This window comes from Hyalangium sp. (assembly GCF_045802625.1).
Classification (GTDB): Bacteria; Myxococcota; Myxococcia; order Myxococcales; family Myxococcaceae; genus Hyalangium.
Genome location: NZ_JBJMQP010000090.1, coordinates 1 through 24877, shown reverse-complemented (window position 1 = coordinate 24877; position 24877 = coordinate 1). Strand labels below are relative to the sequence as shown.

The window sequence follows — 24877 nt, the reverse complement described above, 5'->3', positions numbered from 1 at the left end:
CATTGCCTTTCACAAGCCTGAGGGCGTGACGCACCTGGGTGTGGACGTGCCGGGCGAGCAGCACATCCGCGTCCTCGACATCGAGCTCCTCACGCCGGACGAGCTCCGAAGGAGTGCCTTCAAGCTGCCGGGCGAGAGGGACGGTGACGAGCTGTTCGTAGAGCCCAGGGACCAACTTGACGGACATGGATGGAGTGTATCCCCGTCTCCTCCGAGCGATCCCTCCATCTGAATCTACTGCAGCGGCAGCTCGCGAAAGACGATGTCCTGCTCGTAGCCAAGGCGGCGCGAGGTCTCCACGAAGCGCTCGGTGGCGATGATCAACGTCGCGAAGCTTCCGAGCCGGAACAGATTCCCGGCCGCACGTTGAACACGGAGGAGGCCGGTCCGGTGGCAGACACGCTTCATGCAGTCGGCCGAGCGGCAGCAGTTCCATCTCCAGCAGCTCGGGTGGGTTCTTCTGTAGAACATGTGGAAAGGACCGAACTCTCCCCGGGCCGTACCTGTCAGGGGGCCGAACGTGGTCCCCGGCCGTAGGGGAACACCGGACGGGACCAGCGGGCGCACCTGCTCTCGCAGCCGCTCGAACTCGGCGTAATCCTCCTCCAACCGTGCCGAGTACTTCTCCTGATCAGGTAATCGGGAGAGGTCCACGGAGGGATAGGCATCCGAACCATCCGACCAGATGGCATCACACAAGGTTCCTCCAAGCCGCATTCCAAGCCCCACCTGGAGCGGCGACTGATGGATACGCCGGTGGGGACGACCTCCGGATCAGCAGGCCCAACCAGAATTCTTGCCATCCACTCACACTGCGAGTAAAAGCCGGCAAGCAGGCAAAACCTGTCATATCCCTTAGGAGGCTGTCCCTTGCGAATCACCTCTCTGCTGGCTGCTGTTGTTGCGACCCTCACCTTCGCTGTGACGGGCTGTGGTGGCACCTACGTTCCCGATGAGGCCCCGGCGTCCGAGTCCATCAAGACCAGTGTGCAGACTGATCAGCAGAGCAACCCTGATCAGAACGTCCATGAGATGACCGTCTGTCCGCTGAAGTGGGCGTGCGACACGACAGGCCTGTACTACAGCACCCAGGCGCAGTGCACCGCCGCCTGTGGCGCCACTCCCTGCTATCGCGACTACGCGTGCACCGGCAACTGCGTCTGCCCGTGATACACGTTGACGAATAGCTGAGCGTGCTTCGCAGCGCGCCAGCCTGGAAGGGCTCGGGGTTCACGCTCCGAGCCCTTCGCTCTTCAAATCCAGAAGACGATGTCCCGCTCCTCGTCGCTTGGCCCCGGACCCTGGCCACCCTCGCGGAGCCACCGCCGATAGGCCTCGATGTCCGCGTGCAGCAGGTCCGCCTCGGTGCTCTGGAAGACGCCGCCGCCCGGACCGTTGAGCAGGCCCTCTCGCTGCACGCGCATGATCTCCACGTCCTGCAGGATGACCTGCGTCGTGTACCACTTGATCAGCGGCGCGAGCGCCCGGCCCACCAGCCGGCCCGGCACCTCGAACGGGAGCCGGAAGCTGATGGCCGTGTAGACCAGGCTGTCCGTTGGCCCGATGGGCGTCACCTGCGAGTTGATCACGAAGCCGTTCTCGCCCCACATGTAATCGACGCGGGTGATGTTCGGGACGAAGTAGTGGTCCGTGTGGACCATCGGCAGGCCGCGCGGGTTGAACAGGCGCCCCATGCCGTTAATGGCATCCCGGTCCTGTTTGTACGTCACCAGCACGCTCCCGCCCGAGCGCTTCACCGTCGCGGGCACGCGCTTGCGCTCGCGGTCGCGGAACCACCCCGAGTGCACGAACACCGTGTGCGGCACGTCCATGAAGTTCTCGACCAGGTTCGTCACCCCGTTCGGGAACCGCGTCACCATGAAGTACACCGTCCAGTCCGGGTGTCCCCAGTACGGCACTCGGAAGGGCTCGGCTCGCGCGTTCGAGACCTCCCCGCCCATGAAGACGTAGACGAGCCCGTCCTGCTCCCGCGTCTCAAAGCGCTGCACGCGGCCCAGCTTGCAGGGCTCCACCGTGAGGCCGGACTGCGCATGGCCGCGCTCGTCCAGCGCCTCACCTCGCTGCGAAGGCCCGAGCGAGGGCACCTCCACCACGTTGCCGCCCGCGTCGTACACCCAGCCGTGGTACGGACACCCGAGCTTCCCGTCGAACGTGTCCCCCGCCGACAGCCGCGCGTTGCGGTGCAGGCAGCGGTCTCGGAGCGCCGCGGGCCGGCCCTGCTCGTCCCGGAAGAGGACGAGGTTGAGCCCCATGATTATCCGCGCCAGCGGCTTCTTCCCCGTCAGCTCGGGCGAGCGGCACGCGACGTACCAGTAGTCCTTGAGCGCTCCGCAGCGGGAGAGCTCCGCCTCGGCCTCCAGATCGACGGTCAGCGCGGGCTGCTCGGCGGGCGCGAGGTGCAGCGGGTTCCTCACGAGGTGCCTCCAGAAGCGAAGTGCGCGGTCCAGCCCGGCTGGCGGTGCAGATCCACGGGCTTGATGTCTCCGGCGCGCTGGCCCAGGGCGATACAGCGCGCCTCGTAACGCCGGGTCCCCTCGGTGACGCGCACGGCGCTCACGGGGCCGAGCTGCCCCAGCTCCCGCGCGTAGCGGTAGTGGAAGCCTTCCCTCAGAGCGCGCTCGATGGCCTCGGCGGCCTCGGAGAGACGCTCGTCCGGAGCGTCCGTCTCCAGGAAGAGGCGATAGGCGGGTGGGCCCTCCCACTCGGGGGCGAGCATCGCGAAGCGAGGCCGCGTGCCCCCGAACAACGACGGGAGCGCGGCGTCCAGCACGGTGGTGACTCGGGTGGCCGAGAGCTTCTCTCCGACGAGATCACTCACGGCGTCGGCTCGGCCCATGAAGCGCAGGCACGGGGTGGCTCCGGCGAAGCCCTCCACGCGCACGAGATCTCCCAGCCGGTAGCGCAGCAACCCGCCCGAGGTGGACAGGAGCACGAGGTACTCGCGGCCCTGTTCGAGCTCATGGGCGAGCCGCGGGCGTGCTTCCGGGTGCTCGGGATCAGCGAACTCGTAGAAGTGGCTACGCACGGCGAGCACGGGGGCTGGCGCGTCGAACAGCGGCAGGGTGATGACCCCCTCGGTGGCCAGCAGCCCCTTGCCTTGGAGCTCGACGCCCTCGAAGCGGCGGCGCGCCGGCCCCACGGCATGGGCGGCCTGGGCATCGGTCCACATGCTGAGCAGCGCAAGCCTCGGCCACAGCGCCTTTCCGCTCAGCCCTTCCTTCAGCGCCTGGCGCAGGAGCCGGGCTCGCTCGGGCCGAGGCGTGAAGTGCATTCGCGAGAGGACCGCTCGGACCTCCTCCTCGGATTCGCGGCCGGGAGGCCGGCACGTTCCGCGCTCCAGGTCCTCCGCGAGCCGCTCCCCATGCACCTCCAGCGCGTCCATGAGGAGCGTGAGGAAGCTTGGATTCCACACGCTGATCAGCGTCAGCTCCTCACTGGCCACGAGAAACCAGAGCGTCACGTACCGGCAGCTCTCCACATCGGGCAGCCGAGCCACCTCTCCCGGCACGGCGAACACCCGCGCGAGCAGCGGCTGGAGGAAGCGAGGGAAGTATGCGGTGTCCTCCACGCTTCCCACCGGAACTCCTCCCGCCGTCCTCCCCCGCTTCCGTCCAATGGGCGAGATGGACCAGTAGCTCGGACCGGCACGCACCTGTGGCCGCCGGTGGAGCAGCTCGAAGAGCATCGGCGCCAGGGCACGGTGGAACTCGTCCAGCAGCGCGCGAGTGACAGGCACCAGCTTCGACGCTCCGGAGGATCCGCCAGACTGCTCGAACCGGACCACCGGCGCTCCCGTCAGCACCCGCGGCTCTCCCGCGGCGATGCGATCCACATCCGCGGCCACGGAGTCCGGGGTGGACACCGGCACCGCATCCTGGAACTCGCTCGGCCTCGCGAGCCGCTCGAAGCCCGCGATGCGCGCGGCCTGCTGGCTGCCCGCGACGGCTCGCAGCACCCGCTGGAGGCACTCGGCCTGAGCCTGCTCGGGCCGGCTCAGCGCGCGGTGAAAGCGCAGCGCCGATGGCGCCATGGCCGCTCGCAAGCCCCCGAGCAGCAGCGCGGATGGAGCCACGACGCTCATGCCCGCGCGCGCACCCCGATGAGCCGCAGCCCGCGCCGCGTCACGCCCATGAGCTGCTTGATGAGAATCCACCCCACCGAGCGGGCCAGGTCCCTCAGCCGGATCTCCGTGAGGCACACCAGCTCCTCGCCATCCACATGCCCCGGATTGCGCGCGGCGAAGAAGGCGATATGGGGGTGCGCGGCGGCCGCGCGATCAATGGGCGCGACGCCATCCCGCACGCGGTAGTGCTGCTGCTCGAAGCGCAGGACGCCCCGCTCGGCGTCGTACTGGCCGCCGAACCACCGAACCGCCAGGGTCCGCATGAAGGTGACGCGCTCGGCGGGCGCATCCCAGTCATGGCGCGGGATGGTGCGCGGAAAGTTGTTCACCGAGAGCAGGTAAGTCTTGTACCCGCCGCTCAGCAGCAGCCACAGCAGCGGGCGCAGCGGCCGGCGCAGCCTTCGCCACGCCGTGAAGCGGGCGAACTGGACCTGGAGCTCCTTCTGCCCCCAGTGGTCCGGGTGGATGACCGTGTCCCCCGAGAACACCAGCTCCACGGGCCGCCCTCCCATGCGGTCCTCCGCGACGCGCAGGGTGCTGAACCCCACCAGCTCTCCGGTGCGCCGCACGGACAGGAGGATGACGTACTGCTTCTCCTCGAGGTCCCTCGTGAATCGCTCGGCCGAGACACCGGCGTAGCAGAGCTGCATCAGGGCGAGCATCTGCGCGCGCTGGAACTCGGAGAGCTCCTCGCGCCGCACGATGGCCCCCTTCAGGGCCGACAACATTCCGTTTATCTCCTTCCCTGCAATGCCGTGGTACCGGGCGGCTGGCGGAGCTCGTGGTAGCGATCGGCGTCGAGCTGCAGCGTCTGCACCTCTCCGCCGTACCAATAGAGCGTGGCCGTCACGGGGCCCGCGTGCCGCCCGAGCCCGAAGTGCATGCGCGGATCCGCCGAGGCCGAGAAGCCGCCCATCAGCCCCACCTCCTGCACCTGCTCCACGTGCCGGCCACCCTCCTCGTAGGCAATGACCACGCGCGTACCCACCGCCGTGCGGTGCGTGCGCACGCCGTCTCCCACCAGCGTGAGCCCCACGAAGTGCGCGTTCCCTGGCGCGGGAGCCCCCGCCGTGCGCAGCGTGTTGCGGTACACCGAGACCGGGCCGTGCTGGTTGGTGATGACCAGATCCAGGTCTCCGTCATTGTCCAGGTCCGCCATCAGCACGCCGCGCGAGTTGTCCGGATCATCCACTCCCAGCTCGTGCGCCACGTCCACGAAGTGGCCGGGCTTCTCGTCGCCCAGGTTGAGGTACGCGCGCCGGGCCTCGTTCGGGTAGAGCGTGCGTCCGCGGATGTCGCCCCACTGGTCCGCGTAGGTGTGCACCCCCGGCCCGGACTGCATCAGCTTGTGGTTGATGTACCAGTAGTCCTTCCGTGCGCCATCCGGCAGCAGCTTGTCCAGCCGGTCATCCACCATGCCGTTGGCCTGCACGAGATCCATCCACCCGTCGTTGTCCAGGTCTCCCGCCGCCGCGCCCCAGCCGAAGCGCCGCTCGTTGAGCGCGCCGCGGAAGGTGGCCTCGTCCTTGAACTCGGGCACGAACGGATCCTCGCCCGGCCCCACCATCCACAGCAGGCTGCCCTCGGCCTGCAGCGAGTGGTGCACGTTGGAGATGTACACGTCCAGGTACCCGTTGCGATCGAAGTCCGCCACCGAGGCATTCATCCCCTTGTACGTGTCCTTGCCAATCTCCCCGAAGCGCTGGCCCGCGATGCGGCGGAAGTGCTTGCCGCCCTCGTTCAGGTACACGTCGTCCGGCCCGAAGTCGTTGGCGATATAGAGGTCCGTCCACCCGTCGTGGTTGAGGTCCACGGTGCTCGTGGCGAGCGACCAGCGCGTCTCCGGCATCCCCATGGCCGTCATGTCCAGCGGCTCGAAGGTGCCGTCGCCCCGAGCGCGGTAGAGCCGGTTGAGTCCCCCGTTGTCCGCCTGGTGCCAGCCGTCATGCATGAAGCGGAACATGCGCCGGTCGCCGGGGTACTCGGGTGCGGGCAGGTGGAAGAGGTTGAGCGGCGTGGGCTTGTCGTAGCCCGGCAGGTGCGTGGTGAGCGCGTTGGTGACGAGCACATCCAGGCGCCCGTCCCGGTCGTAGTCGAGGAACGCCATGCCCAGGCTCACCGAGTGGTCCCCGATGCCTACCGTGTCGGTGACGTCCTCGAAGGTCGGCTGCCCCGTCTCGCGCAGCATGTTGCGCAGCAGCCGCGACGGCCCGAAGGCCACGCCGATGGCCAGGTCCTGATCCCCATCTCCGTCATAGTCCACGAAGGTGGCGGTGCCGGGCAGGCCGTCCCGGTCGTAGTTCTTCGCGAAGCGCTCCAGCGCGGGCACGCTCACCCGCTCGAAGCGGAAGTCGCCCAGGTTGCGGTAGAGCGCGGCGCGGTACTCGTCCTTCTTGAGCGGGTTGGAGAGGTAGAGATCCAACAGCCCATCTCCATCGAAGTCTCCAGCCGCCACCGCGTCGCCCACACTCAGCACCCACTTGGAGATGTGGGCCACGCGCGGATCCACCCGCGTGAGCATGTCCCCCATCTCCGAGCCCAGGCCCGTGCGGGATGCCTCCATCCGCTCCATGTGGAAGGACAGCGGGTGCGCGGCGATGGACGGAGCCACGATGCCGAAGTACGCCCCGGCCAGCACCGCCCCCAGCCCGCCCACCACGCCCACGCGCTTGAGCGGCCCGGGAGAGAACAGGCCGCGCAGGTACTCTCGAGGGCCGCGCCGCGCGAGGGCACGCGCGTGGAGGAAGAGGAAGCGGAGGGTGGCGCACGTGAGGGCGGCGTAGAAGAAGGTGTAGACGCTCTCCTTGAGGTGCAGCACCAGGTCCACCAGCGTGATGGCCAGCGCCAGCAGCACCTGCCCCCGGCGCGTCGCGGGAGACGTCGCCGGATCGGTGAGCATGTAGAAGACGAAGATGAAGAAGGAGGGCGCTCCCAGCGTGCCGAGGAAGAGCACCTCGGGCGGCAGGTGGTGCCGCATGACATAGGCGCGCAGGCCCGTCTGCGCCGCGTAGAACAGCAGGAAGCTCACCACCAGCCAGGTGCGCCCCACCTTGAAGAGGAAGAGCACCAGCGCCGCCATGACGATGAAGGCCGACATGGCCACCGCGCCGTTGGCCCACTGGTAGGCCGGCGCCGCGGTGATCAGCTCGCGCGACAGCAGCAGCGACGTGGCCACCCCGAACATGGACGGGTTGAAGACGTGCCGCCCCTCGAAGGTGAGCACGTACTTGGAGCCGATGGCCAGCCACACCGGCATCAACAGCAGCCAGCTGTGGTGCGAGTAGTTGAGCAGCAGCGCCAGCGAGCAGCAGGTGATGTACCCGCTCAGCGGCACCACCTTCTCGCGGCGCAGCACCCACCCGAGCACCGCGTCCAGCACGCTGCCGCTGATGACGATGGTCGCCATCTGCGAGGGGCTGCGGTTGAACCCGAAGAAAGAGAAGCCCAGCACGCCATAGAGCGTGAGCAGACAGGCGAAGGGAATGCGCGGGTCGGTCCAGCGGGGCCAGATCCAGCCCCAGCGCTCGACGCGCGTGGAAGGAAGCATGCGCGGAGCGTGCCCTGGCAGGCGCCACCCTGTCCAGCCATGGGGGACTTGCCACGGGCCTGCCCGCTGAGTTCACTGGAGAGGCTCACGCCATGACTCCTGCCTCCACTCCCCTTCCTCCCTTGCCCCTCCGTGCCGTGGTGCCGCCAGAGCTGCTGGGCCGCGCCCAGGTGCCCCAGCTGATCCGCATGGCCGCCATCGAGTGGGCCTGGATCGCCTTGTGCGAGGTGGGCCTGCTCTGGCTGCCTGCCGCCACACCGCTCTTCGTGCTGCTCATCGCCGGCCGGCTGCATTCCTTTGGCGTCATCCTCCATGACGCGACGCACCTGCCCGTGCGCCGCAAGGACGCCAGCCTCTGGCTGCTGGAGTGCCTGTCGGGCATCCCCGTCTGCACCTCGTGGAACGCCATGCGCTACCACCACCTGCGCCACCACCACTACGAGGGGACGAAGCGGGACGCCTATGACAAGCCTCCCGCCGGGCCGTGGTGGCAAGCGGTCCTCCTGTGGATGTTCCTCGTCTTCATCATCCCCTTCTGGGTGGTGCGCGGGCCCTTCGGCGTGCTGGCCTGGGCCCTCCCCCCGCTGCGCACCTTCTATGGCCGCCTGTTCCTGCTGGACCGCTCCCGCGAGGACCTCACGCACAGCGAAGAGGTGATCGCCTGCGCCCGCGCCGACCTGGGCCAGGTGCTCTTCCACCTGGGCGTGCTCGCGCTCACCCTGCGCTGGCCTCACGCCATGACCGTCGGGTACCTGCTGCCGCTGATGGGCGCCTCGGGCCTGTCGGCGTACCGGCTGCTGTCCGAGCACACCCCCGCGCGCGAGCAGGGCCGCACGCTCCAGGGCATCCTCACCTCCACGAGAGACCATGGCCTGGGCTGGTTCAGCCAGCTGTTCCTGGCGCCGCGCAACATCGGCTTCCACATCGTCCACCACCTCCACCCCCAGGTGGCCTTACAGCACCTGCCCCAGCTGCGCGCGTGGTACCTCCAGAACTTCCCCGAGCACTACCCTCGCCCCCGCCGCCGCTGAATGCTCTCTCCGCTCACCCGCGCCGCGCTCCTGGTCCTGCTGGGCGTCGTCATCGTCCTCGGCCTGCTCTTCCAACGGCGGCAGAACCAGAAGGGCTCGCGCGGCGGGCGCATCTCTCCCGCCAAGGTGGCGTGGCTCTTCTACGCCGTCTACTTCTGGTTCCTCGTCTGTCCGGCGGTGGCGTTGGATCCGGCGGTGGCTCCCGCGGCCCGAGTGGTGCTCGGCCTGTTCGGCGCCTCCATGTGGATCCGCGGCCTGGCGGAGATGTACCTGCTCTATGTCACCCAGAGCTGGCGTCCGCCCTACGGCATCGGCCATGACGTGCTGTGCATCCTCCTGGTGCTCGGCGGGCTGGGCTGGCACCACACGCACTGGCTGGGCCCGCTGCCGGCCTCGGAGGTGTGGGCGCTGGCGCTCGTGGGGCTGGTGCTGATCAGCCTCGTCATCGAGATCGTCTACGCGGCCCTCTTCTTCCACGCCGTGGAGGGCGCCACCACGGGCCAGGAGGGCGTTTGGTTCGCCGATGAGGAACAGGCGCGCTTCCGCCGCATCAACCGGCTCACCTTCACCTTCAACGTCCCCATGTACGGCGCGCTCGCGGCGCTGCTCGCCGTCGGGTTCGGGCTCGTCCCCACCTGAGGCGCCGGGCGTGCGGGCGCCTCGGGCCCCTCACGGGGTGCTGCCCTGCTCCGCGGCCTCGCCGTGGATGAGCCAGTTGCGCGCCGCCGCGTCCTCCCAGAAGCGCCGGAGGAACTTGTCGATGCCTGTCTCTCGCGCCACCCGGTTGAGCTGGAGCGCGACGATCTGGCTCTCCACCAGCTCGGCCACCCGCCTCACCCCGGAGCGCAGAAAGAACTCCTGGGCGTCCCGGATCATCTCCACCGCCTCGGGCGAGGCCGGCTTGAAGGTCCGCAGGTCCGCCTTGATACGGACTTCACGGCCCGCCAGGCTCGCCGTCGCGGCCTTGAGCTCGTTGACGACCTTCCTCATCTCTTCCGGCCGGATATAGCCGTCGAGGACGAACTCCACGATGGCGTTCGTTGTGTCGACCTGGATCTGGTGCACGGCGGCTCCTTCCAACCCGTCACCGCGACGGATCGCGACTCGTGGCTGCCTGTCTACCCCAGCCGAACCGGGCTTTCTAATGGGGAGGAGACTTCCCGCTCAGGATCGAACCGCGAGCTGCTCGAGGATCAGCTCGAGTCCTCTAGCTGACGCACCGTGGCGGACCGCTCCTCGCTCCCCTGGGAAGAGGTGCCGCTCCACCACGGTGGGCGCGCCGCGCCGTGCCACCGCGAGAAAGACGAGCCCCACGGGCTTGGTGGGTGTTCCTCCTCCCGGCCCGGCGACCCCCGTCTCGGCGAGCGCCAGCTCCACGGGAGCGCGGGCCAGGAGCCCCTCGGCCATGGCTTGGACCACCTCGGCGCTGACGGCGCCGTGCGCCACGAACAGCTCCGGGGGCACGCCGAGCAGCTCCACCTTCGACTCGTTGGAGTAGGGCACCAGGCCCCGCTCCAGCACGGCCGAGGAGCCCGGCACTGCCGTCAGGCTGGCGGTGATGAGCCCCCCGGTGCAGGCCTCCGCCACGGCGAGCCGCACCCGCGCGCCTCGGCAGCGCTCCAGGACCCCGCGGGCCCGTTCCTCCAGCTCTCCCGTCTCGCTCATGCCTGCACGTGGGTCCGGTGGCGTACAGCACCACCCCGAGGGTCTCTTCCCCGCAGTGTAGCCGCGCTGTCGAGCGCCTTTGCAAGCAGAGGGGACAGATGCGGACCCGAGGACTCCGAGGTATGGAAGGCGCACCCACGCCGCGCCGCGCTGGCGCTCAGGAGGCCCCCACATGCCGCGCTTCATGATGCTCTCTTCACTGCTGTTGCTGCTGGGCTGCGGAGGAGCTTCGAGCTCGGGAGCCAACTCGGGAGATCCGGCGAAGGTCACCTACGCGCCGGAGCTGGGCGTGGACCTCAACGCCATGGAGCGCCGCGAGAGCGGGCTCTACGTCCAGGATGTACAGGTGGGCACCGGCGACACGTCCACCCTGGGCCGCAAGGTGACGGTGAACTACACGGGGTGGCTGCCGGACGGGACGAAGTTCGACAGCTCCAAGAACGCAGGGCGAACCCCGTTCTCCTTCACCCCGGGCCAGGGCAGCGTCATCGACGGCTGGGAGGAGGGTATCCCCGGCATGAAGGTGGGCGGCGTGCGCAGGCTCGTCATCCCCTCCTCGCTGGGCTACGGCGCGCAGGGAGCCGGCGCCAGCATCCCGCCCAACTCGGTGCTCATCTTCGACGTGGAGCTGCTGTCCATCCCCTGAGCCGAGCCGCCTGAGGGCAGCCTGGGCCGCGGTGGGGCGAACGGGCGGGCGGGGCCTCGGCCATATCCCGTCGCGGCGCAACGCGTCGATTCCAGCGGCAGCTACTTCGAGCAGGACCCGTGCACCGAGCGGTACGCACGTCCGCCCGAGGAGGCGCGCTCCAGGGGAATCCCTCCCATCTCCTGGAGCGTTGACCCGTTCTCAGTCCCCATCGAGCCCCTATCCAGAGGGCACACGGCGGGTATGCTGCACGGTCGCTGGCGCTGGAAGGATGGGTTGGTGAATCTCCCTGAGACGACGCGTGGAATCCTGAAGTCGGCGCCCCGGCCTGGCGCGCCCTGGCCCCGGCTTGCCGTGAGCAAGTCCCGCGAGGCCCTGTTCCCCTTCCACGACTCCTCTGAGTCGGCCTGGGGGACGGTGTCCCCGCGTGAGAGCAAGGGTCCGAGTGTCCTGCTGGTGGATGACAACCCGGCCAACCTTCTCTCCCTGGAGGCCATCCTCGCCCCACTGGAGGTGCGGCTCGCCAAGGCCTACTCCGGCGAGCAGGCGCTCAGGCTCCTGCTGGCCGAGGAGTTCGCCGTCATTCTCCTGGACGTGCAGATGGTGGGCATGGACGGCTACGAGACGGCCACCCTGATCAAGCAGCGCGAGCGCACCCGCAACATCCCCATCATCTTCCTCACCGCCTATGGCCGGGACGAGGCGGATGTGAAGGCGGGCTACGCCCACGGCGCGGTGGACTACCTGCAGAAGCCCTTCTCCGGGGACGTGCTGCGCTCGAAGGTGGCCGTCTTCCTCGAGCTGTTCCAGGCCCAGGAGCAGGTGCGGCGTCAGGCGGAGCTGCTGCGCCAGCAGGAGGCCGTCTCTCGCCAGGCCGCGCACCGGGCCGCCAGCTACATCTCCCGGCTCCAGGCCCTCACCTCGGGGCTGGCGGAGGCCACCTCCACCGAGCAGGTGATGCAGGCGCTCTTCGAGCCGGGGCTCGCTCCGCTGGGAGCCGTCGCGGGCTCCGTCTGCCTGCTGGATGCGAGCGGACAGACCCTCGAGGTGGCGCAGTCCCTGGGGTACCCCGAGGCGCTCTCGCGACGGTGGGGACAGGTTCCGCTGTCCGCCTCGACTCCCCTGACGGATGCCATTCGAGAGACAAAGCCCCAGTGGCTGGGCTCGCGCGCGGAGTGGATGGAGCGCTATCCGCACATGGCTGACGGCGCCTTCAGCCACGCCATCGCCGCGCTGCCTCTGCTGGTGAAGGGGCGCACGCTCGGCGTCATCGGGCTGTCCTTCTCTCAGGATCGGACTTTCAACGAGGACGACCGGGCCTTCTTCACCGCGGTCGCCCACGCCTGCGCGCAGGCCATCGATCGCGCCCAGCTCTACGAGGAAGAGCGCCTGGCCAACGAGAAGGTGCGGGCCGCCGCCGCGCGCCTCCAGGTGCTGGCCGAGGCCTCCGATGCCTTCAGCGAGGCCCACCGTGATCTGCCCTCGCTGTTCGACGCCATCGCCGTGCAGGTGGTGCGGCACCTGGGAGACTCCTGCGTCCTCAACCTGCTGTCCGCGTCGGGAGAGCAGCTGGAGCCCGTGTGTCTGCGCCACGTCGACCCGGCCATCCAGCAGGGCGGCCTCGAGGTGGTGTCCTCCCACCCGGCGCGGCTTGGGGCGGGCCTCACGGGCAGAGTCGCGCAGACAGGCCAGTCCGTGTTCATCCCGAAGGTCGACCGGGAAGCGCTGTACGCCCAGGCCCAGCCGGAGTACCGGACCGCGATCGAGCGCTACCCCTTCTCCTCCTGTCTCATTGTCCCCCTCCGGGCCCAGGGGCGCGTCATCGGCACGCTGGCCACCACGCGCTCCTCTCAGACCCGCCCCTTCACACCGGAGGATCTGCGGCTGCTGGAGGAGCTGGCCAACAAGGCGGCGCTGTCCATCGAGAACGCGCGCTTCTTCCACCAGCAACTCCTGGACAAGGAGGAGCTGCGCCACCGGACCGAGTTCGAGCAGCAGCTCATCGGCATCGTGTCCCATGACTTGCGCAACCCGCTGGGGGCCATCGCCATGGCGGCGGGGCTGCTCGAGGCCAGCCCCGGGCTGGGCGAGCGGCAGCTCAAGGCGGCCCACCGCATCGTCTCCTCGTGCGAGCGGGCCACGCGCCTCATCCGAGACTTCCTGGACTTCACCCAGGCGCGCCTGGGCAACGGTATCCCCCTGCAGCGCCGGCCCATGAACCTGCACGACGTCACCCGCCACGTGGTGGACGAGGTGCTGCAGGTACACCCGGAGCGGCAGGTGCAGGTGGAGACGAGCGGAGAAGGCCACGGCGAGTGGGATCCGGATCGCATCGCCCAGGTGCTCACCAACCTCGTGGGCAACGCGCTGGCCTACAGCCCTCCGGGCACCCCGGTGCGAGTGAGGACGGACAGCGCCCCGGGCTTCGCGCTCCTGGAGGTCCACAACCAGGGCACGCCCATCCCCGCGGAGATGCTCCCCCGGCTCTTCGAGCCGCTCACCCGCGGCGAGCCCACCCACGGCACCCGGAGCCGCAGCATCGGCCTGGGCCTCTACATCGTCCGGGAGATCATCCGCGGCCACGGCGGCAGCGTGCACGTGGCCTCCACGGAGAGTGGCACCACCTTCACCGTGCGCCTGCCTCGGGCCTGACGACCTGAGCGCTTGGAAATGGGGACCCGACCTCTCAGGTCGGTCCGCTCGGACGCGCGTGTGAGAGCGTGTCACCGCGCAGCGCAGATGGACCTGCTCCTGTCTACCTGGCGGGAGGCCCCCCTTTTCTGATCGCCAGCGCCGTGCGAGTTTTACCCTGGCGTCCTGGCGCAACCAGTTGTCGGGTGAACAGAAGCGCGATGAAGGCCGCTGACCATTCAATCCATCCACCGAATTCCAGGCCAATCCGCCAATCCGCCCATTCTTGGAGGGGAAGGATGAACACGCTCACCCTGACTACGGAACTGCAGGAGAGATCCTTCTCCACGTACGCACGCGTGCTGGCGACGCAGATCCTCTACCTGACCCCCATCTTCTGGCTGCTGGAGCTGACCCAGAACCAGCTGTTCCGCCTCGTCCAGGGGAACTGGGGCTGGGTGTACCCGAGCTCGCCGTACTACTGGTTCTCGTTCTCCAGCTTGATGATCTGGGCCATCGGCATCGGGCTGATGTGGACGCTGCACTACTACTGGTTCTACCCGAGGCGGCTCACGGTGTGGCGGCGCGTGGCCTGGGGCGCGGCCATCGCCTGGTGCGTGGAGTGGGCGAGCGGCTACGTGGCGGACAAGGTCCTCGGCAACCCGCTGCAGGTGTGGCCCGGCTCGTCGCTGGTCTATGTGAGCTTCGGCGCCGTCTTCTTCTGGATCAGCAACGTCATCATCTACCACCTGCTCACCGTGAACGCGGTGGACCTCACACCGGACTACGATGCTCCAGCGGACACTTGATAGCTTCCCCCGGGAGTCCCGCGTGCACGCCATGCCCCTCGAGCAGCCCCTACGCAAGGAGCCAGTGGCCTTTGATCAGCTCATGGAGGGCTTGCTCTTCCATGCCATGAAGGACCGGCTCGACGGCGAGGCCCGCCGGCGGCTGCACGCCGTGGGCGTGGACGTGGACCGGCCGCTGCTCAGCGCCTACCCGCTGTCGGCGCTGCTCGGGACGCTGAAGATCTGCGCCGAGGTCCGCTACCCGGATCTGTCCCGCGAGGAGGCGCGCTTCCAGCTGGGAATGAAGACGCTCGAGGGGTTCGGCTCCACGAACATGGGCAAGGCGCTGTTCGGCATGGCGCGCATGTGGGGCGCTCGCCGGATGCTGAGCCACATGACGCGCGTGCTGCAGACGGGCGTCAACCACGCGCGGGCCCGCGCGCGCGAGCTGCCGGGGGGAGACGTGGAGGTGACGGTGGAGGTGCTGCCCGAGTTCAAGGCCGCCATCGGCCCCGTGCCCGGGCTGGATCCCTACTTCGTGCGCGGCATCATCTCGCAGCTGGTCGAGGTGTGCGGCGCTCGCGTCCCCGTCACCCTCCTGCCTCTCACGGACAAGACCGGGCACAGCTTCACCTACCGGGTGCCGCTCTCCCAGGCTCCGGCCGTGCCGGCGACGGCGGTGCCTCTGACCCGCGTGAAGTGAGCCGCGGCTCGGGGGCGCCACCCTGGGGCGAAGCGGGTAGGCTCGCCGCCCCATGACGACCCTCGATGATGATGACCCGGAGCCCCCGTACAGCCTCCTCGAGGTCTTCCTGGAGCATGCGCGGAAGACGCCGGAGAGGCTCGCGCTGATCTTCGGCTCCGAGCGCTACACCTACGGAGAGCTGGCCCGTCGCGTCACCGCCTTCGCCCAGGCGCTCCTGCGCCGCCGCGAGGAGCCCGGGGAGCGGGTGGCCCTGTTCCTGGAGAACAGCCCCCAGTTCGTCATCGCCTACCTCGGCGCGCAGTACGCCCACTGCATCGTGGTGCTGGTCAACACGCAGTACCGCCAGGTGGAGCTGGATCACATCCTCACCGACTCCGAGACTCGCACCTGCATCACTGGAGCCGCGGGCGCCGCCGAGCTGGCCCCACTGCTGGCCGGGCTGCCCGCGCTGCGGCAGATCATCACCGTGGAGCCAGTGGCCACTCCGCTCCCGGCCTCCATCACCACCCTGTCCTTCGACGCGCTGCTCGCGGAGCCGATCGACGAGCAGCGCCTGATGCCGGTGCCGGGGGACATCAACATCGCGGCGCTCGGGTACACCTCGGGCACCACCGGGCGCTCCAAGGGCGCCATGCTCCGGCAGAGCAACCTGCTGTCCAACATCCGAGCCGTCACCGAGGCGTGGCGCTGGACGGCCGAGGACCGGCTGCTGCTCGCGCTGCCGCTGTTCCACACCCACGGGCTCATGGTGGGCCTGCACGGCACGCTCTACACCGGCGCCAGCGTGGACCTGCGCCGCCGCTTCGTGGCCTCGGAGGTGCTGGAGTCCCTGCGGGATGATCCGGCCCTGACGATGTTCTTCGGCGTGCCCACCATGTACAGCCGGCTGCTGGAGGAGTCGCGCCGCGCTGGCATCCGGCCCAGGCCCCTGCGGCTGATGGTCTCCGGCTCCGCGCCGCTCAGCCCGCAGCTCTTCCAGGAGATTGAGGCCACCTTCGGCCAGCGCATCCTCGAGCGCTACGGGATGACCGAGACGATCATGAACACCACCAACCCCTACGACGGAGAGCGGCGCCCGGGCACCGTGGGCATGCCCTTCCCCGGCCAGGAGGCCCGCGTGGTGGACGTGCGCAGCCGCGAGCCGGTGGCGGATGGGGAGGTGGGGGAGATCGAAGTCCGTGGCCCGCACGTCTTCGCCGGCTACTGGCGGAAGGACGAGGCCACGCGCGAGTCGTTTGATCCGGACGGGTGGTGGTTCCGCACGGGAGACCTGGGCCTCCGGGACACGGACGGCTACTTCCACATCACCGGCCGCGCGCGCGAGCTGATCATCAGCGGCGGCTTCAACATCTACCCGCGCGAGGTGGAGGAGGTGCTCGCGTCGCACCCAGGCGTGGGCGAGGTGGCGGTGCTCGGCCTGCCGGATCCCGACTTCGGCGAGCAGGTGGTGGCCGTGGTGGTGCCCGCCGCCGGTCAGCCCGCGCCCGACGCGCAGGCCCTGGTGGACTGGTGCAAGGACCGGCTGGCCAGCTTCAAGAAACCCCGCCGCGTGGAGTTCGTGGAGCAGCTCCCGCGCAACGCGCTGGGCAAGGTGCAGAAGCATGTCCTCCGCGAACGGCTGAGCCCTCGCTGAACGGCGGGCTGCGGACACCGCGCGGGCCGCTCAGGCGTGGGGCAGGAAGTACGTGGCGCGGTAGTGGGCGAGCTCGGCCAGGCTGGCGCGTATATCCGCCAGCGCCGTGTGCCCCGAGGCCGTCTTGCGCGGCTCGGGCGTGTCCGGGTACCAGGCGCGCGTGAGCACCTTCAGGCTCGTCACGTCCACCATGCGGTAGTGGAGGTAGCGCTCCAGCATGGGCATGTACCGGATCAGGAAGCGCCGGTCCGTGTGGATGGAGTTGCCGCAGAGGACGCCCTCGCCCAGCGCGCAGTGGTCCGCCACCAGCGACGTCACGTCCCGCTCCGCGATCCGCAGCGAGATGGGCGAGGACTTCACCCGGGAGATCAGCCCGTTGCGCGTGTGCATGTCCCGCACCACCGGCTCCATCCGCGCCAGCACCTCGTCAGGCTGCCAGACGACACGCTCCATCTCCGCGATGGGCACCAGGTCCGGTCCGGTGATGATGACGCCAATCTCGATGATGGCGCAGGTCTCCGGGTCCAACCCCGTCATTTCGAGATCCAACCAGACGAAGCGCGGTTCGGGTGAATTCATGGGGGGCTGACCCTACCACCAGGACGGGCTCAGGGATGGGCTTCCCACCCTGTCTCCCCCAGGTATTTGGTGAACCAATCCGCCGCGAAGCGGGCCACCTGCTCCAGCGCGCCCGGCTCCTCGAAGAGGTGGGTGGCCCCGGGGATGGCCCGCATCTCCTTGAGCCCCCACAGCGCGTCGAGCGCCTGCTCGTTGAGCTCCAGCACCTCCGTGTCCGCGCCGCCGACGAGCAGCAGCGTGGGCGCCCGCACCCGGTCCAGCACGGGCATCGCCAGGTCCGGCCGCCCGCCCCGAGACACCACCGCGAGGATGCCCTGAGGCCGCCGCGCCGCGGCCACCAGCGCCGCCGCCGCGCCCGTGCTCGAGCCGAAGTAGCCCCGGGGCAGATCCGCCAGCTCGGGCTGCCGCTCCACCCACGCGCTCACCTCCTCGAGCCGCCGGGCCAGGAAGGCGATGTCGAAGCGCAGCTCCGCCGTCACCGCGTCCTCGGCCTCCTCCTCCGGGCTCAGCAGATCGAAGAGCAGCGTGGCCAGCCCCGCCTCCCGGAGCGTGCGCGCCACGGCCTGATTGCGAGGGCTGAACCGGCTGCTGCCGCTGCCGTGGGCGAAGATGACCAGCCCGCGGGCGCCCTGCGGCACTCCCAGGCTGCCTCCGAGGTTCACCTCGCCAATCCGGACTTGTACCTCGCGAACATCCGTGTCCTCGCCTCGCATGCGCACCTCTCCTTCCGCGGTCCCAGGCCGCGGCTCAAAACCACTCGCTGTTCTCGGTGGGGATCAGCTCATCATGGCTCGACCGGAGCTCGCGCCCCCGAGCCAGCAGTTGTTGGACCTCGATATCCGGCAGGCCCTGGAGCTCGTCGTACGCGTGCTGCACCGCGAGCAGCGCCCACACGGGATGAAGGCAGAGCACCTCATCCGCCTCGAGGCGCAGCCGCTCCAGCTCCTCCGCCGCGGCCACCGGCGCCGCCAACACCAGGTGTCGCGGGTTCTGCCGGCGCAGCCCTCGGAGCGCCGCGTACACCTGGAAGTCTCCGGCGGCGATGCCATCCACCACGAGCACCACCGTGCCCGCTCCGGCCTCCATTCGGGGGAAGCCGCCGCGCAGCCGCTGTGCCTCGAGCGCGACCTCACCCGCCGCCGCATCCATCCACCGGGTCAGCTCGGAGGCCGAGGCGGCCGTCGAGCGCACGGCCTCCGCGTTCAGGAAGAACCCGCCCCCTTCCGCGACGGCGCCGAGCGCCGACAGGGGCTCTCCTGGGAGCTCAACGAGCCGCGCCTCCCAGAGCTCCAGGTAAGCCTCCAGCGCGCGGGCCACCTCGTAGCCCACGGCGACTCCCCCCGCATTCATCCCGAAGAGCTGGGGCCCATGGCCCCGGTAGTGAAGGAGCAACGTGGCCAGACGGCGACCCGCATCAGCTCGGTCTCGAAAGCGCATCGCTTCCTCCGTGGAGCCAGCCCCGCCCCGCTCCGCACCTCCCAAGGAAAAGCATGCTGCCTGCGCGTTGCGTCAAAAGAGGGGGCAGTGGCTCCCTTGGCGGAGTGCTCACGAGAGGAGCAAGCCGGGGGGTTGCTGCCCAGCCTTGAAGGAGTGGACATAGGCACGCATGGCGACACTCGTATTGCGCCTTGGGACATGGCGCCTTGGGCTTGCCAGCCCCCCGGTCGTGCACACCTTCAAAGTGCCATAAGCCCCCTGCATCTCCCGGGTCCCGTCATGAGCCCTCCCGCCGCCGGTCCGGCCCGCACCCTCGAATTGGCGCCGCAGTCCCGCGCATCCGAACTCGACAGGGAGCACTCCCCTCCAGAGCCCCGAAGGCCCCACCTCTCCCAGCCGCTCCTCCCACGGCCCGAGGAGATGATGGAGGAGCTGCACCTGCGGCTTGCCTCGCACGCCTTCTGGGACAACCGCGTGCTCCAGTCCTGCCGGCGGGGCCTGCTCATCCGCGAGGACTACGCGCTCATCTTCTCCCAGTACGCGCTGCTCACGTGCTCCACCACGCGCTTCACCCACGCGCTGCTGGCCCAGTACGACCAGGAGCCGTGGAGCACTCGGATGACGCAGGCGCTGTGGCAGGAGGGCGGCGCCCAGCCTCCGGAGAAGCGGCCCGCCACCCTCTTCCGCCGCTTCCTGAAGGAGGGGCTCGGCGTGGACGTGGAAGCGCTCCACTTCCAGGACTCCACGCGCTACCTCGTGCACGAGTGTCTGGACTGGTGCCTGCGCTCACCGCCGTACGCGGCCGCCGCCTTCCTGGCGTTCGGGCTGGAGGCGCCCATTCCACGGCTGTACAGCGTCTTCGTGGACGGGCTGCAGCAGGCGGGCATCTCCGAGCGCCACCTGTCCTTCTTCCACCAGCGGATGCAGGCGGACAGCCCCCGGGCGAGCCTCCTGGAGGAGCTGGTGCTCGCCCACGCGCGGGAGCCGGGCTGGTTCGACATGTGCCTCCGGGCGCTGGAGCGGGCGCTGGAGCTGCAGCGCAGCTTCTTCGAGGGCCTGTTCGAGTCCGTGCACCACCAGCGGTTGGGCCCGCTGCTGGAGCGCATCCAGGCCCGGCTGCCGCTGGCTCCCGAGCAGCCGGAGCCGCGCACCTTCCACCTGGGAGACAGGTCCCACGTCGTCCCCTTCTTCCACCACGCGCACGAGCAGCACGGCATCGACTTCAGCGTGGATCGGGTGCCCTTCCCCTCGGAGGTGCTGGAGACGAGCGTGGTGCGCGTGTCCCCGGGCCACCGCAGCGAGCCTCGCGAGCACGCGTACGAGGTGCTGCTGCTCGTCGTCTCGGGCACCGGCCACGTGCAGGTGCGGGGCACGGGGGTGGACGTCAAACCCGGGGAGGCCATCTTCGTTCCGCGCTGGGCCTCGCACCAGGCGCAGTGCACCGGCGCGGAGCCGCTGGTGCTGCTCACGGTGACGGACCACGGCCTCACGCGCCGCGCCCACGAGGACGAGGTGCGGCGCGCCGACAAGCTCAAGCGCGCCACGGGCGTGGATCTCTGAAAACGGCACGGCCCCCCGCGCTCATGGTGGCGCGGAGGGCCGGACGCTACGGGCTCACCTCAGCCGGACGGCTCAGCTGAGCTTCGCCTGGTACTGCGGGATCAAGCTCGTGACCATCCGCGAGTACGCCGAGCTGTCGTTGCCATCCGACGGCGGCGCGTACTTGTTGACCAGGCCCGTCCAGTCCTTGGCGTCCACGAACTTCCGGTACGTGGAGCTGCCCAGCAGCCGGAAGTAGGCCTCGATGCCCTTGTCCAGCGTGGGGAACTTGGTGAAGCCGCCGTTCTGCACACCGCCCAGCTCGCTCTCCCACTGGGCGAAGCGCAGGTTGCCCGGGTTGTTGTTCTTGGGCGCCACGCCCGTGGTGTTCCACTGGGCCTCCACCTTGAACATCGCCAGGGCCAGCTCCACTGGCACGTTGTACTTCTTCGCCATGGCCAGCATCACCTCGCCCTTGCCCTGCAGGCCGCTGCCCTTGAGCATGGCGTTCAGCTTCGCCGCCTTGCTGCCATCCACTGGGCCGGGATTCGTCACCGGGCCGGGGCCCGTGGTGCCGCCCGTGCCGCCCAGCGCCTTCTCCATCGCGGCACGCGTCTTCGGGCCGAAGATGCCGGAGGCGGGGCTGATGCCCTTGTCCGCCTGGAACTTGGAGACGGCGGCCTCCGTCTTCGGGCCGAAGATGCCCGGGCCCGTGGCCACCTGCGCCTTCGTCATGTAGCCCAGCTTCACCAGCGCATCCTGAAGCTTCTTCACCTCCGCGCCCTCGGCGCCGCGGCGCAGGTCCACCTGGGGCACCGGAGTCTTCCCGCCCGTCGAGGGCGGCGTGGGCGTGGGCGTGGGCGTCGGGTTGCCCGACACCTTGCCGCCGTCGTTCACGAAGTACTCCACCGGCCGGGTGCCGAACGAGTCCTTCACGTGCCCGTTGTTGAAGTTGCTCGCACCCGCCTGGGCGATGGCCGGACCGGCGCTCGTCATCTCACCGGGGCGCACCACCGCCACGTGGCCAATGCCGCTCGGGTTCTTCCACACCGCCACCGCGGGGTGGCCCTCGTTGGCCAGCTTCTGCGCCTCCGCGGCGCTCACCTTGTGCCAGCCCTGCTGGGGGCCGTTCTGGTGCAGCCAGTCCACCGTGGCGTTGGCGTTCAGCTCGCGGCCCTTGCCCACCGCCGCCGGGTTGCCCTTGCTGTCCACCCAGTGCGGGATCTCCGCGCCCATGGCCCGCGTCACGTCCCACAGGAAGATGTTGCAGAACGTGTCCCGGGAGCCGTCCCCGTTGGAGTCGCGCGGCGTGTAGCGCGGGTTGCTGCCCACCCCGAACTGGTTGATCACGTTGTCATACGTGGCGCGGTTGCGGCTCGAGGGGCTGCCCCGCACCGGCGGGTTGGTGACCTGGGCCGCGTTGGTGTTGGTAGTCCCCGGCGCGGGGTGAGAGCCATCGAACTGCGGGGGCGCGGCGCGCGGCGTCGTGCGGGGCGCTACAGCGCTGGTACGGTTGACGGACATGACCAAAACCTCTCAGTGAGTACGTTTTCAGGATTATCGAGGGTGGCGGGCCGGAGTTTCCTCCGCATTCGAGAATCCGGGAAGAGGGCGCGGACGGGGTAGGCTGCGCGGCCATGTCCGAGACCCTGCTGACACACGACACCGAGGGAGTCCGCACCCTCACCTTCAACCGCCCCGAGAAGAAGAACGCCTTCACCCATGCGATGTACGAGGCCGCCACCGACGCCCTGCTCAAGACGGGCCTGGATCCGGCGGTGCGCGTGGTGCTGCTCACCGGCGCCGGGGGCACCTTCACGGCGGGCAACGACATTGGGGACTTCCTGGAGCGGCCGCCCGCCGGCGAGGACAGCGCGGTGTTCCGCTTCCTGCGCGCGCTGGTGAACTACGACAAGCCGGTGGTGGCCGCGGTGGACGGGGCGGCGGTGGGCATCGGCACGACGATGCTGCTGCACTGTGACTACGTGGTGGCCTCCGAGCGCGCCCGGTTCGTCATGCCCTTCATCAACCTGGGCGTGTGCCCCGAGGGCGCCTCCAGCCTGCTGCTGCCGCGCAACGCGGGCCTGGCGCTGGCCTCCGAGCTGCTGATGTTCGGCGATCCGTTCGACGCGGCCACCGCGCAGCGCGCCGGCTTCGTCTCCCGCGTGGTGCCGGACGCCCAGCTCCAGGAGGTGGCGAAGGAGCGCGCCCGGGCGCTGGCCTCCAAGCCCGCCGAGGCGCTCAAGGTGACCAAGCGTCTGCTGCGCGAGCCGCTGCGCGCCGAGATCAACGCCACCCTGCAGCGCGAGGGCGTCGAGTTCCTCCAGCGCCTCACCTCGGACGAGGCGCGCGAGGCCTTCCTGGCCTTCATGAACCGCAAGAGCAAGTAGACGCGCGGGCGCGAGTCCCGGCTAGAAGTCCACCCGGAAGAGCGGAGCGTAGGGAGTAGGGACGTTTTGCGAGGGGGGGTACTCCGGCGTCGTGTCCGCGTACGTGGTGATGCCCGGCAGGGGGCCGGTGCGAGCCACGGCCCCTGGCAACATGTCCAGCTTCCAGCCGTCCTTCGTGGGGCGCAGGTAGCCGAGCACGGGCTGGTGCATCTCGTCGGGCGGCTGGCCGCTGGGGGTGAGCAGCCTCTCCTCCAGCGGTGTCACGGCCATGGTCTGAGCATTGGGCGTGGCTGCCAGGCTCGGCACCGGGAGGAGCAACGCGACAACGGCGGAGGCCGCGGCCAGGGCCACAAACGCATCACTGAAGCGCACCGCTGCGGACGTCATGCTTGCAGTCATGACTCGCGTCCTCCTATCCAAGGAACACCCAGGAGGCAGGGAAGGTTCCCGATGCTGGGCCGCCAGCGCCCCTCCTGGCTCCATTCCCACCCGCGCCCGAGGCGGCAGCCGGGCGGCTCGGGAGCTGGCAAGCGCGCTACGGGCGCGTGGACGCCTTCACCGCCCCCTTGCTGAGGAAGGCGTCGATGCTGGCGCCCCGGGCCTGCTTCTGGGCGATGCACAGGTCCAGCATCTCCATCACCTGGGCCATGACGCGCGGTCCTTCGGGGGAGTGCGCGGCCCGCTCGGTGAAGAAGTCCGCCACGTCCTTGCGGTGCTCTGCGTCGCACCAGGCAGAGCCCACGAACGCCAGCCGGGCGCCGACCGCATCGGGCATCCGAGCGACGAGCGCGTCGTAGTGCTCCTTCACGAAGGAATACACCACGTCCCGCGTGGCCGGGTTCTGCGAGGGGGAGTACAGCAACCAGAGCACCTCGCGCGGATCATTGGCCGGGTCCAGCACCATTGGCAGCAGCTGCCGCAGCAGCTGGGGATCCCTCACGCTGCTCAGGCCCGCGAGGAGCTCCTGGCGCACCTTGCGCTCCTTCTCCGTCTTCAGGGCCGCCTGGAACTTCGGAGCGAACTCCGCCCCCGCGTACTTCGCGGAGATGCCCAGCACCGTCGGCACCAGCTCCGGAGCCACGGACCGCGGATCTCCCAGCCACTTCGTGGCCAGCTTCTTCGCCTCGGCGACGAGCACCGGATCTCCCCCCTGCCGCCCCGCCAGCTCCAGCAGCCGGGGGCGCAGCAGGCGCGTGTCCTCACTGTCATCGGCTCGCGGGCTGAAGCCCAGCTTGCGAGCGCGCGGTCCATAGGTGTCCCGGAGGAAGCGGTGGAAATCCTCCAGGCGCGCCTGGGACAGCATCCGCTCGTCCACCACCTCCAGCAGCTCCAGCGAGGCGCTGAACACCTGCCGGTCGGGCTCGTTGGCGAAGCGGGCGGCCATCGCGAGCGCATCTGCCGCGGGCAACCTCCCGGCCAGGACGAGTGCGTCCGCATCCCCGAGCAACGCCACCCGCTCGTTGCGCGTCAACTGTGGGCCAGCCACCGCCACCAGCTTCCGGAGCATGTCGCTTGGCACCTCCGCCCGGTAATAGCCCGCGCCCTCGGCGTTGGGGTAGAGCCAGGCCGGGCAGGACTTCGCCTCGGGCAGGGGCAGCTCCGCGCGCTCCGTCTCCAGCACGGTGCAGGCCCGCCCCGTCACCGTGCCCACGCCGTAGCGCACGCACAGCGGCACGCGCCAGATCCGCGCCGCCTCGCCCTGGGAGCCCACCGGCAGGTACCGGCGCTGGGAGAGCACCACCTTCGGCACCGGGCCCGAGCAACCCACGGTGGCGGAGACGAGCGGAGCGCCACCCTGATCCAGAAAGGTGCCCAGCACCCGGCCCACATCCTTGCCCGCCTCGGCCGAGAGCGCGTCCAGGAAGTCCTGGGTTGTGGCGTTGCCGCCCGCATGCGCCCGCAGGTAGCGCTGGATGCCGCGCTGGAACACGTCCTGCCCCAGCCACCCCTCGGCCATGGCCAGCACCGCGCTGCCCTTGCCGTAGGTGATGCCATCGAAGGCGCTGAGGATGTCTCCGGCGTTCTCGATGGGCTGGTGCACCCGCCGCGCCGTCGCCAGGCTGTCACTGCCCAGCGCGTACGAGCGCTCCTGCACCCGCTGCGCCGGTGCATCCCACGTGGGCTTCCAGCTCTCGATGATG

General features: G+C 69.6%; 23 protein-coding genes and 1 pseudogene. 10 read left to right on the top strand and 14 right to left on the bottom strand.

Annotated elements, in window-relative coordinates; genetic code table 11:
• On the bottom strand, window positions 1–187 hold a 187-nt coding region (locus ACJ8AT_RS16720; protein ID WP_407738735.1), incomplete at its 3' end, for a hypothetical protein.
• A 47-nt stretch (window positions 188–234) separates the two neighbouring features.
• Window positions 235–717: pseudogene (locus ACJ8AT_RS16715) on the bottom strand (double-CXXCG motif protein).
• 153 nt (window positions 718–870) lie between these two features.
• Here ACJ8AT_RS16715 and ACJ8AT_RS16710 point away from each other — a divergent pair.
• Entirely contained in the window at window positions 871–1170 is a 300-nt protein-coding gene (locus tag ACJ8AT_RS16710) for a hypothetical protein (RefSeq protein WP_407738734.1), read from the top strand.
• Window positions 1171–1253: 83 nt separating this feature from the next.
• Here ACJ8AT_RS16710 and ACJ8AT_RS16705 read toward each other — a convergent pair whose 3' ends face one another.
• The 4 genes from ACJ8AT_RS16705 to ACJ8AT_RS16690 are packed head-to-tail and all read right to left on the bottom strand — an operon-like array spanning window position 1254 to window position 7691.
• Window positions 1254–2435: a Rieske 2Fe-2S domain-containing protein gene (locus ACJ8AT_RS16705; RefSeq protein ID WP_407738733.1), complete on the bottom strand. Its 1182-nt coding sequence runs from the start codon at window positions 2433–2435 to the stop codon at window positions 1254–1256.
• The gene (locus tag ACJ8AT_RS16700; RefSeq protein WP_407738732.1) at window positions 2432–4102 is read right to left on the bottom strand and encodes a GH3 auxin-responsive promoter family protein; all 1671 of its coding nucleotides are present in this window, start codon (window positions 4100–4102) and stop codon (window positions 2432–2434) included. The genes ACJ8AT_RS16705 and ACJ8AT_RS16700 overlap by 4 nt, the downstream gene beginning before the upstream one ends.
• Window positions 4099–4872, bottom strand: coding sequence for a hypothetical protein (locus ACJ8AT_RS16695; protein WP_407738731.1), 774 nt, complete (start codon window positions 4870–4872; stop codon window positions 4099–4101). The genes ACJ8AT_RS16700 and ACJ8AT_RS16695 overlap by 4 nt, the downstream gene beginning before the upstream one ends.
• Window positions 4873–4877: 5 nt before the next feature.
• Window positions 4878–7691, bottom strand: a complete 2814-nt coding sequence (locus ACJ8AT_RS16690; RefSeq protein WP_407738730.1) for an FG-GAP-like repeat-containing protein — start codon at window positions 7689–7691, stop codon at window positions 4878–4880.
• 122 nt (window positions 7692–7813) lie between these two features.
• On the opposite strand from ACJ8AT_RS16690, the gene ACJ8AT_RS16685 reads away from it, so the two are divergent.
• On the top strand, window positions 7814–8722 hold the full coding sequence (locus ACJ8AT_RS16685) for a fatty acid desaturase (RefSeq protein WP_407738729.1): 909 nt from the start codon (window positions 7814–7816) through the stop codon (window positions 8720–8722).
• Window positions 8723–9361: a hypothetical protein gene (locus ACJ8AT_RS16680; RefSeq protein WP_407738728.1), complete on the top strand. Its 639-nt coding sequence runs from the start codon at window positions 8723–8725 to the stop codon at window positions 9359–9361.
• Window positions 9362–9391: 30 nt separating this feature from the next.
• Here ACJ8AT_RS16680 and ACJ8AT_RS16675 read toward each other — a convergent pair whose 3' ends face one another.
• The gene (locus ACJ8AT_RS16675; RefSeq protein WP_407738727.1) at window positions 9392–9787 is read right to left on the bottom strand and encodes an STAS/SEC14 domain-containing protein; all 396 of its coding nucleotides are present in this window, start codon (window positions 9785–9787) and stop codon (window positions 9392–9394) included.
• A 99-nt stretch (window positions 9788–9886) separates the two neighbouring features.
• On the bottom strand, window positions 9887–10387 hold the full coding sequence (locus tag ACJ8AT_RS16670; RefSeq protein WP_407738726.1) for a CinA family protein: 501 nt from the start codon (window positions 10385–10387) through the stop codon (window positions 9887–9889).
• A 172-nt stretch (window positions 10388–10559) separates the two neighbouring features.
• On the opposite strand from ACJ8AT_RS16670, the gene ACJ8AT_RS16665 reads away from it, so the two are divergent.
• From ACJ8AT_RS16665 to ACJ8AT_RS16645, 5 genes are all read left to right on the top strand, one after another.
• Entirely contained in the window at window positions 10560–11033 is a 474-nt protein-coding gene (locus ACJ8AT_RS16665) for an FKBP-type peptidyl-prolyl cis-trans isomerase (protein ID WP_407738725.1), read from the top strand.
• A 354-nt stretch (window positions 11034–11387) separates the two neighbouring features.
• Entirely contained in the window at window positions 11388–13685 is a 2298-nt protein-coding gene (locus ACJ8AT_RS16660; protein ID WP_407738724.1) for a GAF domain-containing protein, read from the top strand.
• A gap of 278 nt (window positions 13686–13963) precedes the next feature.
• A complete protein-coding gene (locus tag ACJ8AT_RS16655) occupies window positions 13964–14473 on the top strand; it encodes a hypothetical protein (RefSeq protein WP_407738723.1) in 510 nt (169 codons plus the stop codon).
• A gap of 31 nt (window positions 14474–14504) precedes the next feature.
• Window positions 14505–15155 carry a DUF2378 family protein gene (locus ACJ8AT_RS16650; protein WP_407738736.1) on the top strand — a complete coding sequence of 217 codons (651 nt, stop codon included), beginning with the start codon at window positions 14505–14507 and terminating at the stop codon, window positions 15153–15155.
• 52 nt (window positions 15156–15207) lie between these two features.
• Window positions 15208–16791 carry an acyl-CoA synthetase gene (locus tag ACJ8AT_RS16645; RefSeq protein WP_407738722.1) on the top strand — a complete coding sequence of 528 codons (1584 nt, stop codon included), beginning with the start codon at window positions 15208–15210 and terminating at the stop codon, window positions 16789–16791.
• Between the two features lie 30 nt (window positions 16792–16821).
• On the opposite strand, the gene orn is transcribed toward ACJ8AT_RS16645, so the two are convergent.
• Genes orn through ACJ8AT_RS16630 form a run of 3 tightly spaced genes read right to left on the bottom strand, consistent with a single transcriptional unit; the run spans window position 16822 to window position 18807 of the window.
• The gene (orn, locus tag ACJ8AT_RS16640; protein WP_407738721.1) at window positions 16822–17370 is read right to left on the bottom strand and encodes an oligoribonuclease; all 549 of its coding nucleotides are present in this window, start codon (window positions 17368–17370) and stop codon (window positions 16822–16824) included.
• Between the two features lie 29 nt (window positions 17371–17399).
• Window positions 17400–18083 carry a dienelactone hydrolase family protein gene (locus ACJ8AT_RS16635; protein ID WP_407738720.1) on the bottom strand — a complete coding sequence of 228 codons (684 nt, stop codon included), beginning with the start codon at window positions 18081–18083 and terminating at the stop codon, window positions 17400–17402.
• 34 nt (window positions 18084–18117) lie between these two features.
• Entirely contained in the window at window positions 18118–18807 is a 690-nt protein-coding gene (locus ACJ8AT_RS16630; RefSeq protein WP_407738719.1) for a hypothetical protein, read from the bottom strand.
• Between the two features lie 420 nt (window positions 18808–19227).
• Here ACJ8AT_RS16630 and ACJ8AT_RS16625 point away from each other — a divergent pair, with 420 nt between their 5' ends.
• Window positions 19228–20367 (top strand): cupin domain-containing protein, encoded by a 1140-nt coding sequence (locus ACJ8AT_RS16625; RefSeq protein WP_407738718.1) that lies wholly within the window; start codon window positions 19228–19230, stop codon window positions 20365–20367.
• A 72-nt stretch (window positions 20368–20439) separates the two neighbouring features.
• On the opposite strand, the gene ACJ8AT_RS16620 is transcribed toward ACJ8AT_RS16625, so the two are convergent.
• Window positions 20440–21870, bottom strand: a complete 1431-nt coding sequence (locus tag ACJ8AT_RS16620) for a peptidoglycan-binding protein (protein ID WP_407738717.1) — start codon at window positions 21868–21870, stop codon at window positions 20440–20442.
• Between the two features lie 113 nt (window positions 21871–21983).
• On the opposite strand from ACJ8AT_RS16620, the gene ACJ8AT_RS16615 reads away from it, so the two are divergent.
• Entirely contained in the window at window positions 21984–22736 is a 753-nt protein-coding gene (locus ACJ8AT_RS16615; RefSeq protein WP_407738716.1) for an enoyl-CoA hydratase, read from the top strand.
• A gap of 21 nt (window positions 22737–22757) precedes the next feature.
• Here the strand turns inward: ACJ8AT_RS16615 and ACJ8AT_RS16610 are convergent, their stop codons facing one another.
• Together ACJ8AT_RS16610 and ACJ8AT_RS16605 are read right to left on the bottom strand one after the other, a co-directional pair.
• The gene (locus ACJ8AT_RS16610) at window positions 22758–23135 is read right to left on the bottom strand and encodes a hypothetical protein (protein WP_407738715.1); all 378 of its coding nucleotides are present in this window, start codon (window positions 23133–23135) and stop codon (window positions 22758–22760) included.
• A gap of 136 nt (window positions 23136–23271) precedes the next feature.
• The coding region (locus ACJ8AT_RS16605; RefSeq protein ID WP_407738714.1) for an ERAP1-like C-terminal domain-containing protein at window positions 23272–24877 on the bottom strand (1606 nt) is incomplete at its 5' end.